12 protein-coding genes are annotated in these 14,763 nt (G+C 66.8%); 8 read left to right on the top strand and 4 right to left on the bottom strand.

All coding sequences use genetic code 11. The features are described from left to right. Positions 1–5: 5 nt before the first annotated feature. Positions 6–1,952 carry a long-chain fatty acid--CoA ligase gene (locus LPA35_RS14965; protein WP_121507718.1) on the bottom strand — a complete coding sequence of 649 codons (1,947 nt, stop codon included), beginning with the start codon at positions 1,950–1,952 and terminating at the stop codon, positions 6–8. 243 nt (positions 1,953–2,195) lie between these two features. On the opposite strand from LPA35_RS14965, the gene LPA35_RS14960 reads away from it, so the two are divergent. The 3 genes from LPA35_RS14960 to LPA35_RS14950 are packed head-to-tail and all read left to right on the top strand — an operon-like array spanning position 2,196 to position 5,469. After that, the gene (locus LPA35_RS14960; RefSeq protein WP_228897521.1) at positions 2,196–3,959 is read left to right on the top strand and encodes an ExeA family protein; all 1,764 of its coding nucleotides are present in this window, start codon (positions 2,196–2,198) and stop codon (positions 3,957–3,959) included. Positions 3,960–3,961: 2 nt separating this feature from the next. After that, positions 3,962–4,792, top strand: a complete 831-nt coding sequence (locus tag LPA35_RS14955; protein ID WP_228897520.1) for a general secretion pathway protein GspB — start codon at positions 3,962–3,964, stop codon at positions 4,790–4,792. A gap of 56 nt (positions 4,793–4,848) precedes the next feature. Beyond that, complete coding sequence (locus LPA35_RS14950; protein WP_228897519.1) at positions 4,849–5,469, top strand: LuxR C-terminal-related transcriptional regulator; 621 nt, start codon at positions 4,849–4,851, stop codon at positions 5,467–5,469. 79 nt (positions 5,470–5,548) lie between these two features. Here the strand turns inward: LPA35_RS14950 and LPA35_RS14945 are convergent, their stop codons facing one another. Further along, positions 5,549–7,306: a hybrid sensor histidine kinase/response regulator gene (locus tag LPA35_RS14945; protein WP_228897518.1), complete on the bottom strand. Its 1,758-nt coding sequence runs from the start codon at positions 7,304–7,306 to the stop codon at positions 5,549–5,551. 368 nt (positions 7,307–7,674) lie between these two features. On the opposite strand from LPA35_RS14945, the gene LPA35_RS14940 reads away from it, so the two are divergent. Both LPA35_RS14940 and LPA35_RS14935 read left to right on the top strand, forming a co-directional pair. Continuing rightward, a complete protein-coding gene (locus LPA35_RS14940; protein WP_228897517.1) occupies positions 7,675–8,370 on the top strand; it encodes a hypothetical protein in 696 nt (231 codons plus the stop codon). 35 nt (positions 8,371–8,405) lie between these two features. Further along, positions 8,406–8,915, top strand: coding sequence for an ATP-binding protein (locus tag LPA35_RS14935; RefSeq protein ID WP_228897516.1), 510 nt, complete (start codon positions 8,406–8,408; stop codon positions 8,913–8,915). A gap of 94 nt (positions 8,916–9,009) precedes the next feature. Here the strand turns inward: LPA35_RS14935 and LPA35_RS14930 are convergent, their stop codons facing one another. Then, positions 9,010–9,156, bottom strand: a complete 147-nt coding sequence (locus tag LPA35_RS14930) for a hypothetical protein (protein WP_228897515.1) — start codon at positions 9,154–9,156, stop codon at positions 9,010–9,012. A gap of 278 nt (positions 9,157–9,434) precedes the next feature. Between LPA35_RS14930 and LPA35_RS14925 the strand changes: the two genes are divergently transcribed. Further along, positions 9,435–10,133, top strand: coding sequence for a hypothetical protein (locus LPA35_RS14925; RefSeq protein WP_228897514.1), 699 nt, complete (start codon positions 9,435–9,437; stop codon positions 10,131–10,133). A 43-nt stretch (positions 10,134–10,176) separates the two neighbouring features. Beyond that, positions 10,177–12,582, top strand: a complete 2,406-nt coding sequence (locus tag LPA35_RS14920; RefSeq protein WP_228897513.1) for a glycosyl hydrolase family 18 protein — start codon at positions 10,177–10,179, stop codon at positions 12,580–12,582. 38 nt (positions 12,583–12,620) lie between these two features. Here LPA35_RS14920 and LPA35_RS14915 read toward each other — a convergent pair whose 3' ends face one another. Beyond that, positions 12,621–13,799, bottom strand: a complete 1,179-nt coding sequence (locus LPA35_RS14915) for an ABC transporter substrate-binding protein (RefSeq protein ID WP_228897512.1) — start codon at positions 13,797–13,799, stop codon at positions 12,621–12,623. Positions 13,800–13,977: 178 nt separating this feature from the next. On the opposite strand from LPA35_RS14915, the gene LPA35_RS14910 reads away from it, so the two are divergent. After that, on the top strand, positions 13,978–14,691 hold the full coding sequence (locus LPA35_RS14910) for a Crp/Fnr family transcriptional regulator (protein WP_199727044.1): 714 nt from the start codon (positions 13,978–13,980) through the stop codon (positions 14,689–14,691). Positions 14,692–14,763: the final 72 nt, after the last annotated feature.

The raw sequence follows: 14,763 nt of genomic DNA, 5'->3' as shown, positions 1-14,763 counted from the left end.
GGGTTTCATGCTGCAGCCTTGACGGGCGCGAAGGTCTTTGTGTCCGACAGCTTCAGGGTGGCGCTCACGCTGCCTGTGCGGCCGTCCTCGAACTTGACCTGGGTCTCGATGTACTGCTCGGTGCGGCCTGCGTACAGCGCATCCACCAGCACCGCGTACTTTTCGGCAATGAATCCCCGGCGGACCTTGTTGGTGCGCGTGAGTTCGCCGTCGTCCGCGTCCAGCTCCTTGTGCAGCACCAGGAAGCGGCTGACCTGGCTGCCCGCCAGCATGGTGTCGGTGGCGAGGTCGGCGTTGACCTTTTCGATGCACTCGCGGATCAGTTCGTACACCTCGGGCTTTTGTGCCAGGTCGGTGTAGCCCGCGTAGGGCAGATTGCGGCGTTCTGCCCAGTTGCCCACGGCGTCGAAATCGATGTTGACCATCACACACACCTTCTCGCGGCCGTCGCCCAGCGCGACCACTTCCTTGATGTGCGGGAAGAACTTGAGTTTGTTCTCTACGTACTTGGGGGCAAACATCGCGCCGTCGTTGGCGCCGCCCTTGATGCGGCCCACGTCCTTGACGCGGTCGATGATCTTCAGGTGGCCATGCGCGTCGAGGAAGCCCGCATCGCTGGTGTGGTACCAGCCATCGGCCGTGAGCACCTCGGCCGTTGCCTTGGGGTTCTTGTAGTACTCCTTGAGCAGGCCGGCGGACTTGACGAGGATCTCGCCGTTGTCGGCCACCTTGATCTCCACACCGCGAATCGGCACGCCCACCGTGTCGGCGCGCGCCTGGTTGTCGGGCTGCAGGCAGACGAACACGGCGGTCTCGGTGGAGCCATACAGCTGCTTGAGGTTGATGCCGATGGAGCGGTAGAACGTGAACAGATCCGGGCCAATGGCCTCGCCTGCCGTGTACGCCACGCGCACGCGGCTAAAGCCCAGGTTGTTGCGCAGCGGGCCGTACACCAGCAGGTTGCCCAGCGCGTACTTGATGCGGTCCAGGGTGCCCACGGGTTCGCCGTCCATGAGGGCGGGGCCCACCCGCTTGGCCACGCTCATGCAGGCGTGGAACATGGCGCGCTTGATGGTGCCTGCGTCTTCCATGCGGATCATCACGCTGGTCAGCAGGCCTTCAAAAATGCGCGGCGGCGCAAAGTAGTAGGTGGGGCCGACTTCCTTCAGGTCGATGGTCACCGTGCTGGCCGACTCGGGGCAGTTGACCACGTAGCCGCAGGCCAGCCACTGGGCGTAGCTGAAGATGTTCTGGCCGATCCAGGCTGGGGGCAGGTAGGCCAGCACTTCTTCGCTGCTGGTGAGCTTGTCGAACTCGGCACCTGCGCTGGCGCGGTCCAGCAGGGTGCTGTGGGTGTGCACCACGCCCTTGGGGTTGCCCGTGGTGCCCGAGGTGAAGAACATCGCCGCCACATCGTCGGGCTGGGCCTTGGCGACCTCGCTCTGGAACCACTGGGGGTTCTTGGCGACGTGCGCCTTGCCTGCTTCGATCAGCGAGTCCAGCGACGCCAGGCCCTGTTCCTCGTAGTTGCGCAGGCCGCGCGGGTCGTCAAAGTAGATGTTCGAAATCTGGGGGCACTGCTCGCGGATCTCCAGCAGCTTGTCCACCTGCTCCTGATCTTCCACCAGGCAAAAGCGCACTTCGGCATTGTTGAGCGGGAACACGCATTCAGCCCCCACGGCGTCCTGGTACAGCGGAACAGGAATCGCGCCCAGTGACTGCGCGGCCAGCATGGTGGCGTAGAGGCGGGGGCGGTTGGCGCCGATCACCACCATGTGTTCATGGCGCTGCAGCCCGGCCAGGTGCAGGCCAGCGGCCACCTGCTCCACCAGCCGCACCAGGTCAGCCCAGCTGTGGGTTTGCCAGATGCCATATTCTTTTTCGCGCAGGGCCGGGGCCGTGGGGCGCTCGGCGGCATGCTTGAGCAGCAATTGCGGGAACGTGGTCAACATTGCAGGTTCCTGAAAGTAAGAGGTGTCCGTCCGGTGACTGCCGGGAGCGCGGCCTTGTGGCTGCGTATCTGTGTATGGGATGGATGCTAGGACTGACTTTGACGTCATCTTGTCTTGCCGACGACAATTTACGGGAAACTACTCCTCGGGTAAAACCCTGACGCACGGCGAATGGCCGATTGGCGAGGGTGGCGGACGGGGTATCGCGGAACGCTTCACAGGGGGGCGGTATCCTCACGGGCTATGTACGCCCCGTTCTTCGGCCTTCAGCACCCGCCGTTCTCCATCGCCCCCGACCCCCGCTACCTGTTCATGAGCGAGCGGCACCGCGAGGCGCTGGCCCACCTGCTCTATGGACTGGATGCAGGGGGGGGCTTCGTGCTGCTCACGGGCGAGGTGGGGGCGGGCAAGACCACCGTGTGCCGCTGCTTTCTGGAGCAGATCCCGTCGCACTGCAACGTGGCCTACATCTTCAATCCCAAGCTCACGGTGCGTGAGCTGCTGCGTTCCATCTGCGACGAGTTCGGGGTGCCGCACAAGCCCACCGTGCCGGGTGGTGTGGAAACGGTCAAGGATTACATTGACCCGCTCAACGCCTCGCTGCTGGCGGCGCACGCCGCCGGGCGCAACACCGTGCTCATCATCGACGAGGCACAGAACCTCTCGGCCGACGTGCTGGAGCAGCTGCGGCTGTTGACCAACCTGGAGACCAGCGAGCGCAAGCTGCTGCAGATCATCCTCATCGGCCAGCCCGAGCTGCGCGCCATGGTGGCCAAGCCGTCGATGGAGCAATTGGCCCAGCGCGTGATTGCACGTTTTCACCTGGGCGCACTGAGCCCGCAGGAGACACAGCAGTACATCGCACACCGCCTGGCCGTGGCCGGGCTCACCGGGCCGCTGCCGTTTGACCGGGGTGCCCTGCGGCGTGTGCATGCGCTCTCGCACGGCGTGCCCCGGCGCATCAACCTGCTGTGCGACCGGGCGCTGCTCGGTGCCTATGCGGCTGGCGCGCGGCAGGTGAACCGGGCCATCGTCAACCGCGCTGCGCGCGAGGTCTTCGATGCGCCGGCCTCGGCCGCTGCAGCGCGCAGCGCCCGGCAGGCGGGACTGCCACGCTGGGCTCTGGCGGGCCTGGGTGCCGTGGCGGGTGCTGCAGCGGTGGCGGCTGCGGGCTGGGGCATGGGGGTGTGGCCTGCGCACCGTGGCGGCCCGCAGGTGGCCACCACAGGCCCTGGTGCCGCCGTGGCGCCGGGGGCGGCGTCCAGCCCGGGCGCGAAACCCCCGGCGGCTGCGGCGCCTGCGGCAGTGCTGCCCGCATCCGCTGCGGCTGCCTCCGCCCCGGTAGCTGCCGCGCCCGCTGTACCGGCGTCATCGGCGGCACCGTCTTCTGCGCTGGACCAATTTATGCAGGCCCAGCCTGCCACCGATGCGCCGGCTTGGCAGGCGCTGGCCTCGGCCTGGGGGGCGGCTTTGCCTGCGGGCGCCGATGCCTGTACTACCCTGCCGCGCGAGGGCTTGCGCTGCTACCGCAACCGCCGTGCGGGCCTGAACCTGGTGCGCCAGATCGACCGGCCCGTCCTGCTTGCGCTGTACCCGTCGGAAGAGGCCGAGGCCCCTGTCTCGGTCTTGCTGCGTGGACTGGATGGCGACAACGCCACGCTCGAAGGCGGCGGCCGCAGCTTGCGCGTGCCCGTGGCCGAGCTGGCCCAAGTCTGGCGCGGCGAGATTGCCACGCTGTGGCGCGCCCCGGTGGGCATGCCCGACCGGGGCGAGATCACCGATTCACCGGCGGGCGCGGCCTGGCTGGACCAACGGCTGGCGAGCAAGGCCGCCGGTGGCTCGGGCCCCGGCAGCAAGCCGGTGACACCCGCCCAGCGCCAGTCGCGCATCCACCGGTTCCAGCTGGCCCAGGGCGTGACGCCCGACGGCCGCGCCGGCCCCCTGACCCTCATGCTGCTCAACCGCGCCACGGGCGTGAACGAGCCACGTCTGCGGAACACGCCTTAACCATGTCCTACATCCTTGATGCCCTGCGGCGTGCCGATGCCGAACGCGGCCGGGGCGCCGTGCCGGGCCTGCACACGCAGGCTGCGCCCACTTCTGGCGCTTCTTCCATGCCGGGTCAGGCCGGGCCGATCAACCTGTGGTTTGTCGCAGCGGGCGTGGTCGGAGCCGCTGCGCTGGCGGCCGGCGGCACCTGGTGGGCCCTGCGGCCCCAGGCCCCGGCTGTGGTGGTGGCAGCGGCCCCGGCTGTGCCAACGCCCGCTGCCGTGGCGCCCCCCGTGGCAGCGCCAACCCCGCTACCGCCCCCCGTGCCCGCGCCGGAGCCTGCCCCGGCACCCGCACCCGCACCGATGGCACCGCTTGAGCCCCGCAGCGCCGACAAGCGCCCGGCAGACAAACGCAGCGCAGCACCTCAGCCACCCCCGCGTGAACGTGAGCGGCCCGTGGCCTCCGTGGTGGTGGCGGCTCCTGCGGCGGCCCGCGCCCCCGCAGCCGAGCAGCCCGCGCGCCCGCGCAGCCCGGCAGCTGCGCCCGCCCCCCAGGCCCCCTCAGCGCCTGCGCCACGGCCGTCACCAGACGCCGGAGTTGCACCACCGCCCGCCAGCCCCGTGTTTGCGCAGGGAGACCTGCCCGAGGCCTTGCGCACGCAGTTGCCTGCGCTCAAGGTGACGGGCGCCACCCATTCGAACAATCCGGCCTACCGCATGGCCATCGTCAACGGTCAGGTGCTGCACGAAGGCGACCAGGCGGCACCCGGCCTGGTGCTGGAGAAGATCGAGCCTGGGCGTACCGTTTGGTCGTTCAAGGGCTACCGGTATGGGGTGGCGGCGCAGTAGGCTTGCAACCCTCGAGTTTTTCCGGCTCGCCAACTCTGTTTTACGCCCCTGTTTTCATGATGAAGATCATCCTTGCCGACGACCACACGCTGTTCCGGGAGGGCCTGCAGTACCTGCTGCAGGAACTGGACCCGCACGCGGTGATGCTGGCCGCCGGGGACTATGCCGCAGCGGCAGCCCTGTTGGAGGAGCACGCCGATGCAGCGCTTGCCTTGGTGGATCTGGACATGCCGGGGCGTGAGCGCGAGGGCGGAATAGAGCGGCTGATCGCGCTGGCGCCAACCATGCCGGTGGTTGTCCTGTCGGCCTGCGAAGACGCGAGCATGGTCCGGCGTGTGCTGGATGCGGGGGCCATGGGCTTCATCCCCAAGCGGGAGCGGCCGGATGTCATGCTGGGGGCGCTGCGTCTGGTGCTGGCCGGTGGGGTTTACCTGCCGCCGATGCTACTGGCCTCCACGCCCACTCCAGCGCCCGCCACGCCTCTGACTCCACGGCAGGCGCAGGTGCTGCACTGTTTGGCGCATGGCCATTCCAACAAGGTCATTGCGCGCCAACTGGGCATGACCGAGGCCACGGTGAAGGCACACACAGGCTCCATCTTTCGCAGTCTGGAGGTCAGCAACCGCGCTCAGGCGGTCCTGGTGGCCATGCGGCAGGGGCTGCTGCCACGGGAGTAAAGCGCTCCTGTTGCGTGCCGGCCTGGGGGCTGGGCTCCGGCGTTGCCGATGGGCGAGGGTTACAGATGTGGCTACCCGGTCAAGCCAGCCCGTGCTGCGGCGCGTGGACGGCGTGGCGCAGAAACGCACGCAGGCGGGCTGCTGCAACGGGCTTGTGCAGCACCGGGTGACCGCTGGCGCTGGCTTCACGCAGCCGGTCGGGTGCGGTGTCGCCGGTCACGATCAGCGCAGGAATATTGGCTCCCCAGGTCTCGCGGACTTGCGCAATCGCCTCGGCGCCGGTGCGTTCGTCACGCAGTCGGTAGTCTGCGACGATGGCCTGCGGGGCTTCGCGCAGCAGTGAAAGGGCCTCGCCGACAGAGCTGGCCAGCGTGACGCGATAGCCCCAGTCACCGAGCAGCAGCGCCATGGCATCGCGCACTCCCGCCTCGTCATCGATGACCAAGACCCGCAGGCCGATGGCGTCCGCGGTGCCTTCTGTCGCGGTTGTCGCCAAGGTGGATTCCGCCTCCAGCGCTGGCAATGCCAGCTCGAACGTGGTTCCACGCCCCGGGGCCGAAAACAAGGTAAGCGGGTGGTCCAGAAGAATGCCCAGACGCTCCACCACCGCCAGTCCCAGGCCCAACCCCTTGCTCCGATCCCGCTCAGGGTTGTGCAATTGGAAGAACTCCCGGAACACCGTCCTATGGTGTTCGGGCGGGATGCCAACGCCTGTGTCTTGCACGCGCACCACGGTTTGGCCTCCGCTGCTGCGCCATTGCAGGGACACTTCGCCCGCTGGGGTGTAGCGCACGGCGTTCGACAGCAGGTTGCGCAACATGGTTTCCAGCAGGGCCGGGTCGGAATCCACCATGGCCTCTGGCCCCTCGCTGCGCCATGCCAGCCCCTTGGCCTGCGCGAGGGGTGCGAACTCGGCCCCCAATCGGCCCAGCAGGTCGTGCAGGGCCACAGGGCTGCGCTGCGGCTGCATCACACCTGCGTCCAGCCGCGAGACATCCAGCAGTGCGTTGAGCAAACCTTCCAGGGCTGCCACGCTGCTGGCAATGCGGTCGGCCAAGGGCTCGTGGGCCGAACCCCTGAGGCGCTGCCGCATCGCCGTGACAAACAGTCCCAGTGCATGCAGCGGCTGGCGCAGGTCGTGGCTGGCGGCCGCCAGAAAATGGGTCTTGGCCAGGCTGGCCTGTTCGGCCACTTCCTTTTGCTGCTGCAGGCTTTCCGCCAGCGCGGTCTTCTCGAACTGCAGGCGGATGGTCTCCATGGTCATGCCATGGGCCTGGCCCATGATGCCGTACAGGATGCCCAGGAAAAACACCAGCCCGATGGCCATGCCCACGCCGCCTTCGCTGCCCTGCAGAGCAAGGCCCAAGGCCGTCAGGCCCACGGAGGGGACGGCAAAGGCGTATTCCGAGAGCGGCCAGAACGAGGTGACGAAGACCGAGCCTGCTGAGGTCCCGACGATCATTGTGATCAGCAGCATTTGCAGCGCGGGTGAGTCGGGCACCAGGAACAGCATGCCGGCAACGCCCCACGCCAGTCCGTCCAGAAGGGCCGAGACCGTCACCTCATTGGCCCAGCGCACAGCGCCTGCTGCATCTGCGGCAGCAGCGTGGTACCTGCGCACCAGCAGATAGCGCAGGCCTGGCGCGAGCAGGGCCGCCAGCAGCCAAGCCCCCAATTGCCAACCACCGCACCGGTTCCACAGCGCCGCTGCTGCGACCAGCGGCAACGTCGGCATGAGCGGTACCGCCCCGGCCAGGACGGCCTGCATGCGGCGTATCGCCTCCTGCTCGATCTGCGCCTGCGTGTGTGGCGGCTGTGGCTTGTCTTCCTCGGCCATGGCTTCTCCCGGACTTTTTGTAGTGAACCGATCCCACCGGCCTGGCATTTTGCGGGCTCTGGGGTCGTACGACCTGTGGTGTGAGGTCGTAGTCCTTCAGTCGAATGGATCAACTGCAGTGCTCTCAACACAATCAAAAGCTGACTGATCTGGCTCGGCCCATAACCCGCAAGACCCTCCCTGCGGTGGCTGTTTCACCATGAATGCCAGGTTTTCATCTCACTGGCCTGAGGTGCTGGTGCAGGGCTTGGCTACGCACCAGCAACTCTGTTCAGGCGCTTTGAGTCAATGCGATATATGCTCATAAATTCATAGCTGCTAGTCCTTATTGGTAAAGCGCTAGATCCACTTTTAGATCAATATCAAACATGAAAAATCTGCTCCGCACCACTGTTGCCTCGGTGCTCTTGTACGCGTGTGCAGCAGCCTGCGCAGCCCCGTACGCCATCACTTACACCGGTGTGGTCAGCAATTCCACGATTCCTGGGGTCGTGGATGGTGACAACTACCGCGTCACGTTTGTGATGGATAACGGAGGCAGCACGGCCCTGGGCCAGACCTGGATTCCTACCGAACTGCAGTGCACCATCTGGCGGCTGAACAGTGCAGGCACAGCCATCTTCCGGCACAACCTGCGCGCGGTTCCACTCCAGGTGCTCAACGGAAGTATCGCCACCGATGCCACGGGAGCGCTCACGCAGATGATGACGGCGCTTTCCATCACCAGCATGCAATCGAGCCAGTACGACACCAGCGGCATCGCGCTGGCTCCGCGAGTGTCGTGGAGGGCCAATGGCAACAACTGGGTGCTGTCTGACCGGAACAACGGCAGTGGAGGGACGCGCAGCTTCAGTGACGCGGCAGGTGGCGTGCAAATGGCCCCTGGCCAGTGGAGTGCCCCCCGCGCGGTCATGGGGCCCTGCGACGACACACCGGTGAACCCGGGGCCCCAGGCCACCCCTGTGCCCGCAGCGGGTGCGCCTGCCCTGGTGCTGATGGGGCTGACTGTGGCTGGCGTGGGTGTATTGCGGTTGCGCAGGCGCGGATGGCGGGGGTCTTTGTGACGGCATCTTCGCTTCCTCTATCTCCGATTCAAAAAATGCCAAAGGTGCATTTGATCGAAGGCCCTGCCGGGGCTGGCAAATCGACCTATGCCTATTCCTATGCCATGAACAACCAGGGCGTGCACATTGCGCTGGATACCTGGTTTTCGGTGCTTTTCAACGCAGATCGCATGGACGCCGGGCTTGACCCCGAGTGGTATGTGGCTCGCAAAGAACGGCTGACCCAGCTGATCTGGGACCACAGCCGCCAGCTTCTTGCCAACGGGGTGGACGTCATCCTGGAACTGGGGCTCATCCAACGCCGCGCCCGGGAGGTGTTCTTCAGGCAGGTGGAGTCAGACGGGTTTGAAATCCAGATGCACGTGTTGGACGCCCCTTGTGAAGTACGGCGTGCCAGGGTTTGGCGACGGAACCGGGAAATGGGGAGAGCACTGTCTCCCACGGCGTGGGAAGAGATTTTTGAGATGGACAGCAAGCTTTGGGAGCCTTTGGACGCTGCGGAGTGTGAGCAGTACCAGGCGGTTTTTGTGTCGGGTGCGAAATAGTTGGTTGGGAATTTTGGAATGCAGTGGCTCAAAGTAAGCAGAGGTCCCTTTGGGGCACTCCAAAGCTGGTATCGCGCTGTACTGGCGCGGCGTTTCAGGTGTTGGGGGCATCGCTGGGACTCATGGGCATCAGCGGCACTGCGCCCACCCGCACGGCCTGCATGCGGCGGATCGCCTCCTGCTCGATGGCGGCCTGCGAGCGCGCTGGCGTTGTCGTCTGCGGTGTGGCCTCTGCGGCCATGGCGCCTGGCTCGTTTGCGCGGTGCGGTGATCGGTTCTGCGGGCCTTGCGTCGTGCAGGTGCCCTGGTCGTACGACCAGGGTTTCGAAGTCGTAGTCCATCAGGCGAATGGACCCGCGCCGGGGCGCTTTCCAAAATCGCATGCAGTTGGGTGGCCGAAGCCGCCAGGCGTTGCCAAGCACTGCCAGCGCTGCTGGATGGACTGCTCATTTGCTCTCTATTTGATAGCTGTTTGCGCTTGCTGAATAAGCGCTGGAACTGTTTTTTTGTTCAAATTTTATGGCCGCATCTTTTCGCACTGTCCTTATCGCGTTCGTTCTGTCGACCGCCGTTGCCACGGTGGGCGCCGCGCCCTATGCCACCACATACGCGGGCACGGTGGCCGATTCGACGATACCCGGGGCGCTGGACGGCGACCGCTACAGCCTCACTTTGGTGATGGACAACGGGGGCACCATGTCCCGCGCGCAGACCTGGACTCCGGGCGATCTGCAGTGCGCCATCTGGCGGCTCGACAGCCAGGGCACGGCCGTCTTTCGGCACAGCCTGCGCGCGTTCCCGCTGGAGACGCTGGACGGCAACATCGCCACGGACGCGGGCGGCGCGCTCGCGCAGATGGCCAGTGCGTTGGTGTCCGACGGCTTGCGCAGCGGCCAGTTCAGCGCCACCGGCATCACGCTGGTGCCCCCCGTGACCTGGGAGGCCGACGCCACGAACCAGGTGTTCTTTGACCGCGGCGGCCCTGGCGGCCTCCCGCGTGGCTTTGGCGACGCCGCAGGGGGCGTGCAGATGGACCCGGCCCACTGGAGCGCGCCCCGCGCGGTGATGGGGCCTTGCGACGACACCCCGGTGGTGGTGGCGCCTGCGGCCGTTCCCACCGCCAGTGGACCCGCGCTGGGCATGGCGGCACTGGCGTTGGCCGGCCTGGGCGGGCTGCGGCTGCGTCGGCGTGCGGGACCGCGGGGTCCGCGGTTTTGAGGGGAACGAAGACATGGACATTTTTTTCAAGGGAGGTTTTCTGATGCACCTATCACACGCACATGGCGGCTTCGGCCGCAGCAGCGGCGCTGCGGGGCCTGCCCCACGGCGCCCGCGCACGGGGCTGCGCGCCTGGGCGCTGCCACTGGTGGCTGCGCTGGCATGGACCAGCGGCAGCGCCATGGCCCAGGTTTGCGCGCCCGCCCAGTGGCTGGCCGAGTATTTCCCCAACACGGCGCTGTCCGGGCCGGCGGTGCTGACCCGCTGTGAAAACGGCCCCATCGACCGCTACTGGATGACGGACAGCCCCGACCCCCGGCTGCCCGTGGACAGCTTCTCGGCGCGCTGGACGGCGACCCTGACGTTTACGGGCGGCTCCGCAACCTTCACCACCTTCACCGATGACGGCGTGCGCGTGTTGGTCGACGGGCAGCCGGTTATCAACAACTGGACGCCGCATGGCATCACCATGGACACCGCTTCCGTGCCACTGGCGGCCGGCGATCACACAGTGCGCATGGAGTATTTCGAAGCCGGCGGCGAGGGGCTGGCGCAGTTGGTGGTGGAGGGCACCGGCCAGGCGCCCACCCCCGCGCCGCGCATCGTGTCGTTCATGGCGGAGCCGGGCACCATCGACGCGGGCGGCGCCAGCACGCTGGGCTGGTCCACCGAGGGCGCCGTGGGGTGCGTGGCCTCGGGTGGGTGGACGGGCAACCGCCCCGCCAGCGGCACGGCCAGCGTCACGCCGGCCGCTACCACTACCTACAGCCTGGACTGCCAGAACGCGCAGGGCGACAGCGCCAGCGCATCGACCCTGGTGATGGTGCGCGGTACTCCACCGGGAGCGCCGACCATCGCTAGTTTCGGCGCCACGCCCAGCCGCATCCGGCGCGGCGAAAGCGCCAGCCTGAACTGGCAGGCAAGCAACGCGACAGGCTGCACGGCATCGGGCGGCTGGAGCGGTGCGCGCCCCACCCAGGGCAGCGAGCCGGTGAGCCCGTCCGCCACGACGGCGTATGAGCTGGTGTGTACCAACAGTGCGGGCCAGTCCGTCAGCGGGTCGGTCACGCTCGCGGTGGACAGCACCAATTCGCTGCCGCAGGTGAGCGGTGTCACGGCCAGCCCCACGTCCCAGGGCGTGCGCCTGGGCTGGAACCCCATTGCCCAGAGCGGCAAGTGGGTCTACGGCTACTACGCTGGCTGGTTCTGGACCATGTACCCACCCGAGGCGGTGGACATGACCACCATGACCCATTTCGTCTTCGGGCGCTACGCGCCGGGCACGGGCCCGCTGGGCGGGCAGGCTGGCGACCTGGTGGAGGGGGCGGGCGGCGCGCACACCGAGGTCGAGGAGCCACTGATCACCAAGGCCCACGGCAGCGGCGCCAAGGCGGTGATGATGGTGGGCGGCGAAGGGGATGGCCCCGGCTTCCGCGCCGCCACGGCCGACCCGCAGACCCGCGCACGGTTCATCAAGAACATCCTGGACAAGGCCGAGCAGAAGAACTACGACGGCGTGGACATCGACTGGGAAGAGGGCCTGGACACCGAGCAAAGCCGCGCCCAGGCGCTGGCCCTGCTGCGTGAGCTGCGCGCTGCGTCGCAGCAGCGTGCCCGCTACCAGGCCACGCCGCTGGAGATCAGCTGGCCCGGCTTCTGGGTGAACGTGAACCACAAGGATGTGACCGCCTGGCATGCCGAGGTTGCCTCGGTGGTGGACCGCTTCAACCTCATGACCTACAGCATGACCGGCGACTGGGGCTGGCTGTCTTGGCACCACTCGCCGCTGTTCGGCGAAGGGCCACAGCACCCGACTTCCGTGGCGTCCACTGTGCAGACCTACCTGGAAGCCGGTGTGCCACGAGCCAAGCTGGGCATCGGCATCGGCCTGTACGGCGCCTATTTCAACAACCCGGTGACGGGGCCGCGCCAGAGCACGGCCGGCATGCAGGGCTGGATGAACAACGGCGACTGGATGAACAACTACCAGCGCCTAGTGGAGGACAACGCCTTTGGCCAGATTGGTGCCACCTACCATTGGGACAGCGTGGCCAAGCAAAGCTACATCACCTATAGCAACCCTTGGTGGCGCGCTGCAGACACGCCCGTGACCTATCTGAGCTACGAGGATGAGCGTTCCATTGCGGAAAAAGGCCAGTGGGTCCGCGACCAGGGCCTGGGCGGCACGCTGGTGTGGACGGTGAACTACGGCTACCTGCCATCGGCCGGCACCAACCCGCAGATGCAGGCGGTCAAGCAGTCGTTCATCGCAGGGGCTGCGGCTGGCTACCGGGTGTACCGGGACGGTGTGGCGATCGCCACCACCACGAGCCCGAACTACACCGACGCAGCGGCGGCATCTGGCAGCCACAGCTACCAGATCGCCATGCTGGACGCATCCGGCAACGAAGGTCCGCTGTCCAATCCGGTGGTTGTTCAGGTGCCGTGATGCCGGGGCCCTGCGGATGCAGGGTCCGGTGATGAGATTCAGCGCAAAAACCTGCCGTCGCGCCCCACCAGCGTCAGCTCCACAAACCGCGATGCATTGCGGTCGGGGGTGCTGGCGTTGATTTCGAAGCCACCCAGGTCCCACTTCTTGAGGTTCCAGGTGGCGTCGATGAAAGCGGCTCGTGTGGGGTTGCGGCCCGCGCGCTGCAGGGCCTCGGCAAAGACGCGGGCGTTGATGTAGCCCTCCAGCGCCAGGTGCGATGGCTCGGCCGCGGCGCCCGAGGCCTTCCAGGCGGCCTGGAAGTCGCGCACCACCGGCATGACCACGTTGGAGGGCAGGGGCACGACCTGCGAGATGGCCATGCCCGTGGCATCTGCGCCCAGGGCCTTCACGGTAGCGGGGGTGCCCATCACCGACAGTGCATACAGCGTCACGCCGCGCTTGATGGCGCGAAACGCCTTCACGAATTCCAGTGTGGGCTTGCCTGCCAGGCCGATCACGATGGCTTCGAGGTTGCCGCTTGCCAGTTTGGTGGCTGCGGCGCCAGCATCCGACGCGTTGTTTTCGACCGTCACCGTCAGCGCCTCGGGCAGCTTGAGGCGGTCCATCGACTGTTTGGCGGCGGTAAAGATCTCTTTGCCGAACGCATTGTTCTGGTAGACGATGCCGATGCGCTGGATGCCGATGGTAGACAGGTGTTGCACCAGCTTTTCGGCCTCGTCGGCGTAGCTGGCGCGGATGTTGAAAACACTGCGAGCCTTGGTGCGGCTCAGCTGCGCGCCGGTGAAGGGTGCAAAAAACGGAATGCCGCTCTCGATCACCTTGGGCAGCATGGCGTCGATCATGGGGGTGCCCATGCAGTTGAACAGCGCAAAGTACCCAGGGTCTGCCAGGAACTGCTCCACATTGGCCAGCGCCTTGGGCACATCGTAGGTGTCGTCCTGCGTGACCAGTTCAATGGTCTTGCCGTGGATGCCACCCCGTGCATTGATGCCCGCAAACGCCGCCTTGGCACCCTGGTGCATGGCCGACCCGAGATCGCCCAGCGGGCCGGTGAGGGCGGTGGACTGTGCAATACGGATGGTCCCTTCCTGTGCGCGGGCGCTGCCCAGCCCCAGCCAGGGCAGGCTGATGGTGGCGGTCGCGGCAGCCAGCAACTGGCGCCGGGCGATGTGGGACGGTGGGCGGGCGGTGGTCGGGGGCAGGTCGGCGGGCATGTGTGTCTCCTCAAAAGGCCCGGGCCTGCGCAGCGGCGGCCGGGGGAGGCGACATCATCCAATCACGATTGGCATTTTTTTGTCGGTCTGGCGACAATTGGGGTCGTGGTATTCCCGCACTTCCCCATCGCGGCAGACTGCCCTTTTTCATGAGAACCTTCGCGCCATGGACTCACGCATGAACCAGGATCTGTCTTTGCACCAGCGTCGTCGGCCGCCCACGGCGGATGAGCTGGACGGCATTCCCTGGCTGCGACTGCTGCTGCCCGCCGAGCGCGAGCGCGCTGTGGCCTCGTTGCTGGTGGGGGATGCCAAGGCGGGCGACTATGTGTGCCGCGTGGGGCGCCCGGTGACCTACTGGTTTGGTGTGGTCGAGGGCCTGCTCAAGATGAGCACGGACAACGCCCAGGGCCAGACCATGACGTACGCGGGCCTGCCGCCGGGCGGCTGGTTTGGCGAGGGCACCACCATCAAGCGCGAGCCCTACCGCTACAACATCCAGGCGCTGCGCAAGAGTGTGGTGGCGGGGTTGCCGATTGACAGCTTTCACTGGCTGCTGGACCACTCCATCGGCTTCAACCGCTTTGTGATGAACCAGCTCAACGAGCGCCTGGGCCAGTTCATCGCCGCGCGCGAGATCGACCGCCTGAACAACCCCGATGTGCGTGTGGCCCGCAGCCTGGCATCGCTGTTCAACCCGGTGCTGTATCCGGGCGTGGGCGAGGTGCTGCGCATCACGCAACAAGAGCTGGCTTATCTGGTGGGCCTGTCGCGCCAGCGCGTGAACGAGGCGCTGGCTGCGTTGGAAGCGCAGGGCGCCATCCGTGTGGAGTATGGCGGCCTGCGTGTGCTGGACCTTGCTGCGCTGCGGTCGAGCGTGTTTCCCCCCTGAGGCGATCGGCGCCTGGGGACCACGCCCTTGCTGCGGGGCGGCCCTTGCTGGGCGTCCCTGGCGTGGGGCGCG

The organism is Acidovorax sp. Leaf73, from assembly GCF_916855635.1.
GTDB lineage: Bacteria > Pseudomonadota > Gammaproteobacteria > Burkholderiales > Burkholderiaceae_C > Acidovorax > Acidovorax facilis.
Note: the sequence above shows the minus strand (reverse complement) of the source record. Positions and strands in the feature narration are given on the sequence as shown.

Bases quoted from the DNA above. Each gene is read 5' to 3' on its own strand.
- LPA35_RS14965 (WP_121507718.1), bottom strand. From the start codon at position 1,952: ATGTTGACCACGTTCCCGCAATTGCTGCTCAAGCATGCCGCCGAGCGC.
- LPA35_RS14960 (WP_228897521.1), top strand. From the start codon at position 2,196: ATGTACGCCCCGTTCTTCGGCCTTCAGCACCCGCCGTTCTCCATCGCC.
- LPA35_RS14955 (WP_228897520.1), top strand. From the start codon at position 3,962: ATGTCCTACATCCTTGATGCCCTGCGGCGTGCCGATGCCGAACGCGGC.
- LPA35_RS14950 (WP_228897519.1), top strand. From the start codon at position 4,849: ATGATGAAGATCATCCTTGCCGACGACCACACGCTGTTCCGGGAGGGC.
- LPA35_RS14945 (WP_228897518.1), bottom strand. From the start codon at position 7,306: ATGGCCGAGGAAGACAAGCCACAGCCGCCACACACGCAGGCGCAGATC.
- LPA35_RS14940 (WP_228897517.1), top strand. From the start codon at position 7,675: ATGAAAAATCTGCTCCGCACCACTGTTGCCTCGGTGCTCTTGTACGCG.
- LPA35_RS14935 (WP_228897516.1), top strand. From the start codon at position 8,406: ATGCCAAAGGTGCATTTGATCGAAGGCCCTGCCGGGGCTGGCAAATCG.
- LPA35_RS14930 (WP_228897515.1), bottom strand. From the start codon at position 9,156: ATGGCCGCAGAGGCCACACCGCAGACGACAACGCCAGCGCGCTCGCAG.
- LPA35_RS14925 (WP_228897514.1), top strand. From the start codon at position 9,435: ATGGCCGCATCTTTTCGCACTGTCCTTATCGCGTTCGTTCTGTCGACC.
- LPA35_RS14920 (WP_228897513.1), top strand. From the start codon at position 10,177: ATGCACCTATCACACGCACATGGCGGCTTCGGCCGCAGCAGCGGCGCT.
- LPA35_RS14915 (WP_228897512.1), bottom strand. From the start codon at position 13,799: ATGCCCGCCGACCTGCCCCCGACCACCGCCCGCCCACCGTCCCACATC.
- LPA35_RS14910 (WP_199727044.1), top strand. From the start codon at position 13,978: ATGAACCAGGATCTGTCTTTGCACCAGCGTCGTCGGCCGCCCACGGCG.